Annotated in this window: 9 protein-coding genes; all 9 read left to right on the forward strand. The window is 71.4% G+C overall.

Features of this window, described 5'->3' with window-relative positions; translation table 11 throughout:
* Window positions 1–144 precede the first annotated feature (144 nt).
* The 9 genes from C2865_RS22365 to C2865_RS22405 all read left to right on the forward strand — a co-directional run bounded on the left by C2865_RS22365 (window position 145) and on the right by C2865_RS22405 (window position 13,100).
* Window positions 145–1,029, forward strand: coding sequence for an LLM class F420-dependent oxidoreductase (locus tag C2865_RS22365; protein WP_106400495.1), 885 nt, complete (start codon window positions 145–147; stop codon window positions 1,027–1,029).
* Window positions 1,022–1,504, forward strand: a complete 483-nt coding sequence (locus C2865_RS22370) for a nuclear transport factor 2 family protein (RefSeq protein ID WP_106400496.1) — start codon at window positions 1,022–1,024, stop codon at window positions 1,502–1,504. Before C2865_RS22365 ends, C2865_RS22370 begins: the two co-directional genes overlap by 8 nt.
* 160 nt (window positions 1,505–1,664) lie before the next feature.
* Complete coding sequence (locus C2865_RS22375) at window positions 1,665–2,864, forward strand: ABC transporter substrate-binding protein (RefSeq protein WP_106400497.1); 1,200 nt, start codon at window positions 1,665–1,667, stop codon at window positions 2,862–2,864.
* A gap of 79 nt (window positions 2,865–2,943) precedes the next feature.
* Entirely contained in the window at window positions 2,944–3,801 is an 858-nt protein-coding gene (locus C2865_RS22380; RefSeq protein WP_106400498.1) for a branched-chain amino acid ABC transporter permease, read from the forward strand.
* On the forward strand, window positions 3,801–5,663 hold the full coding sequence (locus tag C2865_RS22385; protein WP_106400499.1) for a branched-chain amino acid ABC transporter ATP-binding protein/permease: 1,863 nt from the start codon (window positions 3,801–3,803) through the stop codon (window positions 5,661–5,663). Before C2865_RS22380 ends, C2865_RS22385 begins: the two co-directional genes overlap by 1 nt.
* Window positions 5,660–6,439, forward strand: coding sequence for an ABC transporter ATP-binding protein (locus C2865_RS22390; protein WP_106400500.1), 780 nt, complete (start codon window positions 5,660–5,662; stop codon window positions 6,437–6,439). Before C2865_RS22385 ends, C2865_RS22390 begins: the two co-directional genes overlap by 4 nt.
* 229 nt (window positions 6,440–6,668) lie before the next feature.
* Complete coding sequence (locus tag C2865_RS22395; protein ID WP_106400501.1) at window positions 6,669–9,059, forward strand: beta-glucosidase; 2,391 nt, start codon at window positions 6,669–6,671, stop codon at window positions 9,057–9,059.
* 56 nt (window positions 9,060–9,115) lie between these two features.
* Complete coding sequence (locus C2865_RS22400) at window positions 9,116–10,342, forward strand: MFS transporter (RefSeq protein ID WP_106400502.1); 1,227 nt, start codon at window positions 9,116–9,118, stop codon at window positions 10,340–10,342.
* A gap of 13 nt (window positions 10,343–10,355) precedes the next feature.
* Entirely contained in the window at window positions 10,356–13,100 is a 2,745-nt protein-coding gene (locus C2865_RS22405) for an alpha-L-rhamnosidase (RefSeq protein WP_198653503.1), read from the forward strand.
* Window positions 13,101–13,103 lie beyond the last annotated feature (3 nt).

Here is a 13,103-nt window from a genome sequence, read left to right on the forward strand (position 1 = left end):
TGCCGCTTGAGCACAGGACGAGTCTCGGGAGACGCAGGGAGGACGGCCAAGGGGGGCTCCCGCTGAGAGGGAGACGGGGTTACCGGCCTCTGACCACGGCACATACCGTCGCCGCATCTTGTGAACCTCGAAGAAAGGCACTGGATGCGTGTCGGAATCGTCAGCCCTGTGGTGACCCTCATGCCGGGAACGCATGCGGAATGGGAGCGCTCGGCGGGCATCGAGGACCTCGGGCGGATCGCCCGCGTCGCCGACGGGCTCGGGTTCGACCACCTCACCTGCAGCGAGCACGTCGCCGTTCCGTCCGAGGTCGCCGAGGTCAGGGGAGGGACCTATTGGGATCCTCTGGCGACCTTCGGCTATCTCGCCGCGTGCACCGGCCGGATCAGGCTGGCCACCCACGTGCTCGTGCTCGGCTACCACCACCCCCTTGAGATCGCCAAGCGCTACGGGACGCTCGACCGGATCTGCGGCGGCCGGCTCGTCCTCGGGCTCGGCGTGGGCACCCTGCACGAGGAGTTCGCGCTGCTGGGGGCGGAGTTCGAAGGCCGCGGACGGCGGGCCGACGACGCCCTCGCGGCGCTGCGCGCCTCGCTCTCCCGGCGCGAGCCGGAACACCACGGCGAGTTCTACGAGTTCTCCGGGATGATCGTGGAGCCGCACGCGGTCCAGCCCCGGGTGCCGCTGTGGATCGGCGGGCGCACTCCGCGCTCCCTGCGCAGGGCCGTGCGCTTCGGCGACGGATGGGTGCCGTTCGGCCTCTCCTCGGACGAGCTGACGGGGATGCTGGCCGCCGTCGGCCTTCCCGAAGGGTTCGAGGTCGTCCTGACGGCGGAGGGGATGCTCGACCCGATCGGATCTCCCCGGGTCATAGAGCAGAAGTTGCACAGCCTGCGCGCCGCAGGCGCGACCGTGGTCGACGTGCGGATCTCCGCGGAGTCGCCCGCCCACTACTGCGAGCAGCTCGAGGCGCTGCACGCGCTGGTCCAGGAAATCGAAGGAATCGAAGGGAATGCGTCACATGACTGATGTCGAACGGCGGCTGGCCGCACTGGAGGAGCGTCTGGCCCAGCTCGAGGAGGAGAAGGCGGTGGCCCGGCTGATCTCCTCCTACGGTCCGCTGGTGGACAGCGGCAGCGCCGACGCGGCCGCCGCACTGTGGGAGCCCGACGGCGTCTACGACGTGGAGGAGCTGGTGATGACCGGCCGCGACGAGATCGCCGGCATGGTCCGCTCGGACACCCACCAGGGGTGGATCACGGGAGGGGCCGCCCATTTCGTCGGCCCGCCCCACGTGACCGTGACCGGCGACGAGGCCGTGGCGGTCGGCTATTCGCTCATGATCCTCCGGCAGGGGGACGGGTTCGAGGTCCGGCGCGCGACCGCCAACCACTGGCGGCTGCGCAGGGGCCCCGACGGCTGGCGGGTCACCGCGCGGACCGCCCGCGTCCTGGACGGCCGTCCGCAGGCCCGGGAACTGCTCGCCGAAGGCATCATGCCCTGACCCTCGCATTTCTGTCGGTCACCTTATTTTTCAGACGCCGTGCCAGGTCCAGAACGTCCGGACCGCCCTCTTGACGATGTGACGCACGCCACCTAAGTTCCCAAACAAATGTTTGTTACCGCAAGGTGGGCGCGCCGTGCGGTCAGTGGGAGGTCGATGGATGGTGCGACGTTACAGTGTGGCGGCCTCGGTCATCACGGGCGCGGTGGTGGCGCTCACCGGGTGCGGAGGAGGGCCGGCCGAGGACGGCGGAGGGGCGCGGCCCTACCGCGTGCTGATCACGGCCGGCCTCAGCACCCAGGGCGTGCTGGCGGCCAACGCCGAGACCGCGGTGGTCGCCGCCAAGGCGGGGGCCGCGAAGGTGAACGAGGCCGGCGGCGTCGACGGCCGCAAGGTCGAGGTCGCCGTGGTGGACGACGAGGGCAATCCCACCACCGCCCTCACCAAGATCCGTCAGGAGATCGCGAAGAAGAAGCCGGACCTCGTGCTCAACGCGGGGCCGTCCACGATCACGGCCGCGACCCTGCCGGTCTTCAAGCAGAACAAGATCCTCTCCTTCAACATCGCCCCGACCGAGGACTCGGGCGACCCCGAGGCCTATCCGCTGAACTTCGACCTGACCGGTTCCCCCGACGACTACACCAACGGCCTCCTGCCCTACTTCGCGGAGAAGGGGTACAAGTCGGCCGGGATCATCCACAGCAGCACGGCCAACGGCGTCGCGTTCGACACCGCGGTCACCGCCGCCCTGAAGGCCGAGGGCATCCCGGTCCTGGACAGCCAGGAGTACGACCCCGCGGCCCTCGACATGACCCCGCAGCTCCAGTCCGTCCAGGCGAAGAAGCCGGACGTGCTCCTCCTGAACGGCTACGGGGCGCCGGTCGGCTACCTGCTCAAGGGCATCGAGAAGCTGGGCTGGGACGTGCCGGTCATCGGTGACGGCTCGGTGAGCGCGACCGGCCTCATCGCGACGCCGCCGCCCGCCGGCGTCCTCGGGACGCCCCAGGTGGAGAACCTCGTCATCCAGGCCCTGAAGTCCTCCGTCAAGAACCCGGACGACCAGGCGGTCAACGACGCGATCACGGCCATGACCTCGACAGGGGAGATCAAGGCGACGCTGATCATGGCGACGAACTACGACGCAGTGCCCCTCATCGCCGCGGCGGCGGAGAAGGCCGGCGGTGCCGACGACCCCGAGGCGCTGGCCGAGGCGCTGGAGGACCCCGCGGTCCAGAGCGCCGCCAAGGTCGCCGTCCTCAAGAAGTACAACTACAGCGCCACCTCCCACGGCGCCAACCTCGGCGCCGAGGAGTTCGCGTTCATCCCGCCCTCCGAGGTCGTGAACGGCCAGTACCAGTGATCATCCCCGCTCCGGCGCCGGACCGGCGCCGGAGCGGTCGGCACGCCCGGCCACCGGGCCGAGACAGGGGTTCGACATCATGACGATCATCTGGGGCGGGCTGGCGCTCGGCGCGGTGTACGCGCTGGTCGCCATCGGCTACAACATCGTCTTCATCTCCTCCAACACGTTCAACTTCGCGCAGGCCCAGCTGATGATGGTGGGCACGTTCGTGACCTACACCGGGCTGGTGACGTTCCACCTGCCGGTCTTCGCCGCGGTCCTCCTCGCCATGGCCGCGGTGGCGGTCGTCGCCTCGATCGAGGAGCGGGTGGCGATCCGTCCGGTGGCCGATCCCTCGGCCCTCCTGGTCACCACCCTCGGCGCGGCCGTGCTGCTCAACGGACTGAGCCAGCTCACCTGGGGCACCCAGCCGCTGTCGGTGCCGTTCTTCGCCGGCGACCGGGTGCTCGGCCTGCTCGGCGGCCGGGTCTACCCCGTGGAGCTGGCCCTGGTGGCGGTCGCGATCGCGGCCGTCCTGATCTTCACGCTGCTGAGCCGGCGGCTCGTGACCGGGTTGGCGCTGCTGGCCATGGCCGAGGACCGCGAGGCCGCGATGCTGCGCGGGATCAACGTCCGCCGAATGGCCTTCTGGGCGTTCGCCGCCTCGGGCGCTTTCGCCGGGCTGCTCGGCGTCTTCGTGGGCCCCAAGACCTTCGCGGTCGCCACGCTGGGCGCGTCCCTCGCGCTCAAGGGCTTCGTCGTCGTGGCCATCGGCGGATTCGGCTCGATGCCGGGCACTCTCGTGGGCGGGCTGGCCGTCGGCCTGGTGGAGGCGGTCGCCGCGCGCTACCTGGGCAGCGAGTACGCCCTCATCTCCGTCTTCGCCGTGCTCCTCTTGATCCTGCTCGTCCGGCCGTCCGGACTGTTCGTCCGCGCGCAGGAAAGGACGGTGTGATGGCGGCCGTCTGGCGGGGGCTGCGCTCCCTTCCCACCTGGACGCTCCCCCTGGTCCTGGGGCTCGTCCTGCTGTCGCTCCCGTGGTTCGGGCTGGACTTCACGCTGTCCCGGCAGATCCAGCTCGGCTGCATCCTGGCGCTGCTGGTGAGCGGGCTGAACCTCAGCCTCGGCTACGCCGGCGAGCTCGCGCTCGGCCAGGTGGCGATGTACGCCGCCGGCGCGTACACGGCCGGGCTGCTGGCGACGGCCGGCTGGACCGACCTCCTGCTCCAGCTCGCCGCCGCGGGCCTGGCCGTGGTGCTGGTGGGCGTGGTGACGGGCATGGCGGGCCTGCGGCTCGGCAGCCTGTCGCTGGCGATGACCTCGTTCTTCCTCATCCTCCTCATCCCCGACATCGTGGCGATCTTCGAGGAGCACACGGGAGGTCGCAACGGGCTCGCCGGCATCCCCGCGGGAACGCTCCTCGGCAGGCCCGTGGACCCCGAGTCCTTCTACTTCGTCGTCGTGGCGGTCCTGATCGGCTGGTTCGCGGTGATGCGCAACATCGCGGCCTCCCGGCACGGGGTGGCCCTGCAGGTCCTGAAGCAGAGCCCGGTCCTGGCGTCGTCCATGGGGATCTCGGTCTTCCGCATGAAGCTCCTCGCGTACGCCGTCGGAGCCGTTCCCGCGGGGCTGGCCGGCGTCCTGTTCGCCAACCTCGACCTCTACATCTCCGCGGAGGCGTTCGGCTTCACCATGGCCACGACGATCCTGGCCGCGTCGATCCTCGGCGGGCCGATGAGCGTCTACGGAGCCGCCGTCGGGGCGGCCGTCATGCAGGCCGGACCGAACCAGTCCTCGAACTTCCAGCAGTTCGCCCTGGTCTTCACCGGGATCTTCCTCATCGCGGGCGGCGTCCTCCTCAGGGGAGGCCTCGCCGATCTGGCGCGCAAGGCCGTGGACCGCCTCGACCGGGCGGCCGGGCTGAAAGGCCGGCCGGAGCCCGAGGCCGGGGAGGCACCGGACCTGCCCCGGATCGAGGGCGTGGAACTCGGCGTCGAGGACGTCTCCAAGGCGTTCGGCGGCAACCAGGCGCTCAAGGACGTGAGCTTCCGGGCGCTCCCCGGCCGGGTCACCGCGCTCATCGGCCCGAACGGCTCCGGCAAGACGACGCTGCTCAACATGATCTCCGGGTTCTACCGGATCGACTCGGGCCGCGTCCTCGTGGCCGGCGCTCCGCTCAAGGGCGCCGTGCCGCACCGGGTCGCGCGGGCGGGCGTCGCCCGGACGTTCCAGACGCCGAACATCCCGGAAGGGGTGACGGTCCTCCAGGCGGTCGCCTCCGGCCGCTACTCCTCCGACCGGGTCTCCCTGCTGTCCGCGGTCCTGCGGCTGCCCCGCTTCCGCAGGGCCGCCCGCGCCGACCTCGACGAGGCCGGTCGAGTGCTGGCGCTCGTCGGCATGGGGCATCTGCGCGACGCTGAGGCGGTCTCGCTGCCCCTGGGCATGCGGCGGCTGCTGGAGGTCGCGCGTTCGCTCGTCGGCGCGCCGGGCGTGCTCCTGCTGGACGAGGCGGCCTCCGGCCTGGACGAGGACGAGGTCGACCGGCTGGCCGGGCTGATCCGCCGGATCCGCGCGGCGGGAGGAACCGTCGTCCTGGTCGAGCACAACTTCCGGCTCGTGCTCGACCTCGCCGACGACATCGTCGTCCTGGCCCACGGCCAGGTCATCGCACAGGGACCGCCGTCGGAGATCGCGGAGAACCCGAGGGTGCTCAGCGAATACCTCGGAGTGGACAACGAGTGGGGCGCGGACCACGGCACGGCCGCGGAGTTCGCCGGTGCCGCCAAGACCGCCGAAGCCCCGGAGGAGGCGTCATGACAGCCGAACCGTCCGGCGAACCCGTCCTGCGGGTGCGCGACCTCGGAACCGGGTACGGCGACCTGCGCGTGGTGTGGGACGTCAGCATCGACGTGTGGCCCGGTGAGATGACCGTGCTCCTGGGCCGCAACGGCGCGGGCAAGACGAGCACGCTGCGGGCCGTCACCGGCCTCAACAAGGCGGTCGCGGGGTCGGTGGAACTGGCCGGAGCGGACGTGACGAGAGCCGCCGTCCATCAGCGGGTCCGAGGCGGTCTGGGATACGTGCAGGAGGGCAAACGCGTCTTCCACAAGCAGACGGTCGAGCAGAACCTCATCCTCGGCGGATACACGCGCGGCATGAGCCGGTCGGCGCTGCGCGCCGAGGCCGGGAGCGTCTACGAGGTCTTCCCGGTGCTCGGGGAGAAGAGGGGGCTGCTCGCGGGCAGCCTGTCGGGCGGGCAGCAGCAGATGCTGGCCATCGGGCAGGCGCTCATGGCGCGGCCGAAGGTCCTGCTCCTCGACGAGCCCTCCGGCGGCCTGGCCCCCGTGGTCATGGGGGAGGTGATGCGGCAGGTGGCCCGGCTCAAGGAGCGCGGGATAGGAGTCCTGCTGGTCGAGCAGGCGCTGGAGGCCTCGGTCCGGGTCGCCGATCACGTGGTCGTGCTCGACATGGGCAGGGTGCTCTTCAGCGCGCGCAAGGACGAGATCGATGACCTTTCGGTGCTGCGCGAGGCGTACTTCGGCAAGGTGAGCGGCGGCTCGTCCGACGCAGGGAAGTCCTCCGGTCCAACCTGAGACCGGCTGCGGATTCCGGGTGCCGCGGTCCGGGCGAGGGCCGCGGCACCTCATCCCGGCGATGCCGCCTCTTCTTCTCATGGCGTGCTCACGCTCCGAGCATCCGGGGAGTGGAGGCCGTGCCGCGGTCCTCGTCCGGGACACGGTGCGGACGGGTGGTGCGCGACCACTTGAAAACCGAGGATAACTTGGTTTTAGATGGGGGGCCACCCCGCGAAAGGAACCCCTCATGACGGCTGACCTCCCCCCGGAGACGGATCTCGAACGCCGCCTGGCGGCCATGACGTTGAAGGAGAAGGTCTCGCTGCTGACCGGCGCCGATGCCTGGAGCCTGGTGGAGGTTCCCGCGGCGGGCCTGCGGTCCCTGCGCCTGTCGGACGGGCCGGCCGGGCCGCGCGGGACCTCCTTCGGCCCCGACTCCGAACCCTCCCTGCTCTTCCCCAACACCACCTCCCTGGCGGCGACCTGGGACGTGGACGCCGTGCGCGAGGCGGGTGAGCTGATGGGAGCCCGGGCCCGGGAGATGGGCCTGCACGTCCTGCTCGCGCCGACGGTGAACCTGCACCGCTCCCCGCTGGGCGGCCGGCACTTCGAGTGCTTCTCCGAGGACCCCCTGCTCACCGCGAGGATGGCCGCCCCCTTCGTCGAGGGCGTGCAGTCGGCGGGCGTCGCCGTCTGCGTGAAGCACTTCGTGGGCAACGACTCCGAGACCGAGCGGATGAGCTACGACGCGCGGATAGACGAGCGCACCCTGCGCGAGGTCTACCTCCAGCCGTTCGAGGCGGCGGTGCGCGAGGCGGGCGCCTGGACGGTGATGGCCGCCTACAACGGGGTCAACGGCCGGACGATGACGGAGAACACCGCCCTGCTCACCGGCCTCCTCAAGGAGGAGTGGGGCTTCGACGGCGTCGTGATCTCGGACTGGACGGCGGCCCGCTCCACCGAGGAGCCCGCGCTGGCCGGCCTCGACCTGGCCATGCCCGGCCCGATCGGCCCGTGGGGCGACGCGCTCGTCGCCGCCGTCGAGGAGGGGCGCGTGCCGCAGGCCCTGATCGACGACAAGGTGCTGCGGATCCTGCGCCTGGCCGCACGGACGGGCGCGCTCGAGGGCGTGGACGCCGTGCCCGCTCCGCCCGTGCCGGACGACGTGCGCTCCCGGCTGCGGGATCTGGCGGTCCGGGGCACGGTCCTGCTGCGCAACGACGGCATCCTCCCGCTCTCGCCGGTGCGCAGGCTGGCGCTCGTCGGCCCCAACGCGGCGCGCTTGGCCGCGCAGGGCGGGGGCAGCGCCAACGTGCGGCCCGAGCACGTCGTCAGCCCGCTGGAAGGCCTGCGACGCGCCCTCGGCGACGACACCGAGATCACGGTGCACCCGGGTGTGTTCCCCCGGGCCAAGCTGGACCCGCTGACCGCGGCGAACGACCCGGAGACCGGCGAGCCCGGAGTCCGGCTCCGCTACCTGGCCGAGGACGGCTCGGTCCACTCCGAGGAGCACAAGGACCCCGCCCTGTGGTGGTTCCCGCTGATCCTCGACGACGCCGTCGCCGAACTGTCGGTCCAGGCCGTGCTGGAGCTCGGGGCGTCGGGCGACCACCGTCTCTCGGTGCTCGGAGCGGGCGAGTTCACGCTGCTCGTGCCCGGCCGGGAGCCGATGGCCTGCAGCCTGCTCGTCGAGAACCCCGACATCGGCGAGCTCGCCCTGAATCCTCCCTCGCACACCTTCGTCCTGCCCGCCTCCGCGGGCTCGCTTCCGGTCGAGATCAGGTGCCGGCCGCAGCGCGACTTCCCCTACCCGGTCGCGCTGCTGGGCCTGGGCTACGCCGAGCCGCGCGGCGATGACGCCGCCGAGTTCGCCGCCGCCGTGGAGGCCGCCCGCGCCGCCGACGTGGCGGTGGTGGTCGTCGGCAGCGACGAGTACGCCGAGACCGAGAGCGTCGACCGGACCTCGCTCGTGCTCCCCGGCGGTCAGGACGAGCTGGTGCGGGCGGTGTGCGAGGCCAATCCCCGCACCGTGGTCGTCGTGAACGCGGGCGCGCCGTGGCTGATGCCGTGGGCGGACGAGCCCGCCGCGCTTCTGTGGTCGTGGTTCCCCGGCCAGGAGGGCGGCGACGCCATCGCCGACGTCCTCACGGGTACGGAGCCGGGCGGGCGCCTGCCCACCACCTTCCCGACCGCCGAAGCCGATGCGCCGGTCCTCTCCACCAAGCCCGAAAAGGGAGTCCTCGACTACGCCGAGGGAGGCGTCATCGGCTACCGCGCCTACGCGCAGGCCGGGACCGAGCCGCTGTTCCCGTTCGGATACGGCCTGTCCTACACCGCCTGGAAGCACCTGGAGGCCCGCGCTTCCGGCCGTGTCGTCGAGGTCGAGGTCCGCAACTCCGGCGACCGCGCCGGCCGGGAGGTCGTCCAGGCCTACCTGATCGCTGACGACGAGCCCCCGCGCCTCGTCGGCTTCGCCGCGGTGCAGGCCGGACCGGGCGAGACGGTGACCGCCCGCATCGAGCTGACCGAACGGGCCCTGTCCCGCTGGACCGACGACGGCTGGACGCCCCTGCCCGGCCCGCACCGCCTGCGCCTCGGCCGCTCCGCCGCGGACCTGAGACTGGAGGCGGAGCTGTGATCCCGGAGGTCGGAGCCGGAACGGAACCACCGCAGGAGCGACGGGAGCCCGCCCCGGTGAGCCGCGGCTTCATCACGCTCTACGTCCTGGCGCTCCTGGGGACGTACCTGGCGGTGATGACACCGCTCCTGGTGTCGCTGGCGGTGCACCTCGAGCAGATCGACGAGGCGCGCAAGGAGACCAACCTGGGCCTGGTCATCGGTGTCGGCACGTTCGTGAACATCGCGGTCGGCCCTGTCATAGGCAGGCTCAGCGACCTGACCACCGGCCGCTGGGGACGGCGGCGCCCCTGGATCGTCGCCGGGATGCCGATCATGGTCGGCGGCATGCTCGTCATCGCCGGCGCCGGAAGCGTGGGCATGGTGCTGGCCGGATACGCGATCGGCCAGGTCGGCATCTCCTGCATCATGACGGGCCTGCTGGCCATGCTGCCCGACCAGGTCCCCGAGGCGCAGCGCGGCAAGGTCTCGGGCTTCGCGGGGTTCACCGCGCAGATCGCCGGGGTGATCGGCTTCCAGGCGGCCAACGTCCTCGACGGCTCGCCGCACCTGATGTTCGGGGTTCCGGCGCTGCTGTGCTGCGTGCTCGTGCTCGTCGCGGTGCTCGTGCTGCCCGATCCCGTCCCGGAGGCCGCTTCCGCGAAGGCGCGACGTGCCGGTTTCGACCTCCGGGGGATCCTGCGCGGCTTCGTCTTCGACCCGCGCCGCCACCCCGATATGGGCTGGACGTGGACGGGGCGTTTCCTCATGCAGTTCAGCCTCATGTTCCTGTCGACGTACCAGCTCTACTTCCTCACCGACCACCTGGACTACGAGCTCGACGAGGTCACCGGCCTGCTGGCGCTCACCGGAGGTGTCGGGCTGGTGATGACCTCGGGCGGAGCCGTGCTCTCCGGTCTGCTGTCGGACCGGCTGGGCCGCAGGAAGGCGTTCGTGTACGCCGCGGGCGCCCTGTTCGCGGCGGGTTTCCTGCTCGTCGCGACGGCTCCGTCGTTCCTCCAGGTCTTCCTCGGCTCCCAGCTCATCCTGCTCGGCGCGGGGGTGTTCGGCGCCGTCGACCTGGCGATCGTCACCGACGTCATACCCGACCGCGACACCCAGGCCGCCCGGTACATGAGCATCTTCGGGATCGCCTCGGCCCTGCCGCAGTCGGCGGCCCCCGTCGTCGCTCCGCTGATCCTCGCCCTGGGCGGCGGGGACAACTATCCGTTGCTGTTCACCGTCGCCGCTGCGATCGCCATCACGGCGGGCCTGACCGTGCGGCCCATCAAGGGCGTCCGCTGACACCGGAAGGAAGATGATGATCATGAAAGTGGCCGGATTGAGGTTCGAGCAGGTGCGCGAGCCGTTGGGCGTGGGCACGGCCCGCCCGCGGCTGTCCTGGTACACCGAGACCGACACGCCGGGCTGGGTGCAGACCGCCTACGAAGTGGAGGCACGCGGTGAGCGGGTGCGGGTGGAGTCCGCTGATTCGGTGCTGGTGCAGTGGCCGTTCGCGCCGCTGGAATCACGGGAACGCGTCACGGTCTCGGTCCGGGTGACCGGGCCGCCCGGCGAACCGTCGCCTTGGACGTCGGAGGAGGTCGAAGCGGGCCTGCTGCGGACGGAGGACTGGGAGGCGGAGTTCGTCGGCCCGGGGGAGGGATCGTTGTTGCGGACGGAGTTCGAATCCGGCCCCGGCTTGGTCTCGGCCCGCCTGTACGCGACGGCGCTCGGAGTCTACGAGGTCGAGCTGAACGGTGAGCGGATCGGCGACCACGTGCTGGCTCCCGGTTGGACCAGTTACCGGCACCGGTTGCGCTACCAGACCCACGACGTCACCGGCCTCGTCCGGGAGGGCGCCAACTGCCTGGGGGCGATGCTCGGTGACGGCTGGTACCGCGGCAGGCTCGGGTTCGAGGGCAAGAACGCCCTGTACGGCGACCGGCTGGCACTGCTCGCCCAGCTCGAACTCACCTACGACGACGGCACTGTCCGCCGGATCGCCACCACCCCGGCCACCTGGCGGGCCTCATCGGGGGCGCTGCTGTCCAGCGACCTCTACGACGGCGAGGCCTATGATGCCAGGAAGGAGCAGAAGGGCTGGTCCGAGCCCGGTTTCGACGATTCCGCCTGGTGGCCCGTCGAACCCGTCGAACATGATCTCGGCACCCTGGTCGCGCCGGCCGGCCCGCCGGTGCGCGTCACCGAGACGCTCGAACCCGTCGCCACCCTCACCTCACCGTCCGGGAAGACGATCCTGGACTTCGGGCAGAACCTCGTCGGCAAGCTCCGGATCACCGCCACCGGCGAGGCGGGCCAGGCGGTGACACTCCGCCACGCCGAGATCCTGCAGGACGGCGAGCTGTGCACCGAGCCGCTGCGCACGGCCGAGGCGACCGACACCTACGTCCTGCGCGGCGGCGGAACCGAGACCTGGGAGCCTCGCTTCACCTTCCACGGGTTCCGCTACGCGGAGATCACCGGGCCGGTGACCGGGGCCGTGGCCCTGGTGTGCCACTCCGACCTGGAACGCACCGGCTGGTTCGCCTGCTCCGATCCGCTGGTGGAGCGGCTGCACGAGAACGCCGTCTGGGGGATGCGCGGCAACTTCCTGGACGTGCCCACCGACTGCCCGCAGCGCGACGAGCGCCTCGGCTGGACCGGCGACCTCCAGGTCTTCGCGCCGACCGCGTCGTTCCTGTACGACAGCGCCGGCTTCCTCCGCTCCTGGCTCGCCGATCTGGCCGCCGAACAGGGAGCGGACGGCTCCGTACCGTCCATAGTGCCCTCCGTCGCGTACGCCCCGACGGCCGCCGCCTGGGGCGACGCCGCGGTGATCGTCCCTTGGACGCTCTACCAGCGGTACGGCGACCTCGGCGTCCTGGAAGCGCAGTTCCCCAGCATGCGCGCATGGGCGGACCATGTGGCGAGCCTCGCGGGTGAGAATCTGCTGTGGGACTCCGGCTTCCAGTACGGCGACTGGCTGGACCCGACGGCTCCGCCCGGACGGCCCGAGGCGGCCAGGACGTTCCCCGAGATCGTGGCGACCGCCTACTTCGCGTACTCCACGGACCTGGTGGCCCGGACCGCGTACCTGATCGGCCGCACAGAGGAGGCCGAGCGCTACGAGGCGCTGGCGGCGCGGATCCGGCGGGCGTTCCAGGACGAGTACCTCACTCCTGCCGGTCGCCTGCTGTCGGACTCCCAGACCGCCTATGCGCTGGCGCTGCGGTTCGGCCTGCTGCCGGACGGCGAGCAGCGGCGCCGCGCGGCCAGGCGCCTGGCCGAACTGGTGCGCGGCGGGGGCTACCGGATCGCGACGGGTTTCGTGGGGACTCCGCTGATCTGCGACGCGCTCGCCGAATCCGGATTCCTGGACTCGGCTTACCGGCTGCTGCTGGAGAAGGAGTGTCCTTCGTGGCTCTCCACGGTCGTCCGGGGCGCGACGACCATCTGGGAGCGCTGGGACAGCCTCCTTCCGGACGGGCGAGTGAACCCGAGCGGCATGACGTCCTTCAACCACTACGCGTTCGGCGCGGTCGCCGACTGGCTGCATCGCACCGTCGCAGGGTTGGCCCCGGCCGAGCCAGGCTACCGCCGTCTGCGGATGGCGCCCCGGCCCGGAGGCGGCCTCACCCGCGCCTCAGCCCGGTTGCGCACCCCCTACGGCCTCGCCGCGTGCTCCTGGACGCTGGACGACGGCAGGCTCTCCGTCGAGATGACGATTCCGGCCAACACCTCGGCCGAGGTGAGCCTGCCCGACGGCATCGAGCGGATCGTCGGCTCGGGCGTTCACCGGTGGAACATCCCGTTCTCCGACCTCGCTGCGGAGCTGCAGCCCCTGACCTTGGACAGTACCTTCGGCGAGGTGGCCGACCGGCACGGCGGGCTGAAGGCCGTCGCCGACGCCATCGTGGCCGCGAAGCCGGAGTTCGCCGAGTTCGTCGAGGTCGGGATGGGCACCGTGGACCCGAAGACGAAGGTCAGGGACGCCCTGAGCATGATCCCCGACGCGGAGCCGATCCTTCGCGACGTGGAGGCCGCGCTCGCCGCCCTGTGAAAC

The organism is Actinocorallia populi (assembly GCF_002995495.1).
Lineage (GTDB): Bacteria > Actinomycetota > Actinomycetes > Streptosporangiales > Streptosporangiaceae > Actinocorallia > Actinocorallia populi.

What these genes read in the sequence shown, in the direction of transcription:
- C2865_RS22385 (WP_106400499.1), top strand. Translation starts at nt 3,801, where the DNA reads ATGGCGGCCGTCTGGCGGGGGCTGCGCTCCCTTCCCACCTGGACGCTC.
- C2865_RS22375 (WP_106400497.1), top strand. Translation starts at nt 1,665, where the DNA reads ATGGTGCGACGTTACAGTGTGGCGGCCTCGGTCATCACGGGCGCGGTG.
- C2865_RS22405 (WP_198653503.1), top strand. Translation starts at nt 10,356, where the DNA reads ATGATGATCATGAAAGTGGCCGGATTGAGGTTCGAGCAGGTGCGCGAG.
- C2865_RS22365 (WP_106400495.1), top strand. Translation starts at nt 145, where the DNA reads ATGCGTGTCGGAATCGTCAGCCCTGTGGTGACCCTCATGCCGGGAACG.
- C2865_RS22380 (WP_106400498.1), top strand. Translation starts at nt 2,944, where the DNA reads ATGACGATCATCTGGGGCGGGCTGGCGCTCGGCGCGGTGTACGCGCTG.
- C2865_RS22395 (WP_106400501.1), top strand. Translation starts at nt 6,669, where the DNA reads ATGACGGCTGACCTCCCCCCGGAGACGGATCTCGAACGCCGCCTGGCG.
- C2865_RS22370 (WP_106400496.1), top strand. Translation starts at nt 1,022, where the DNA reads ATGACTGATGTCGAACGGCGGCTGGCCGCACTGGAGGAGCGTCTGGCC.
- C2865_RS22390 (WP_106400500.1), top strand. Translation starts at nt 5,660, where the DNA reads ATGACAGCCGAACCGTCCGGCGAACCCGTCCTGCGGGTGCGCGACCTC.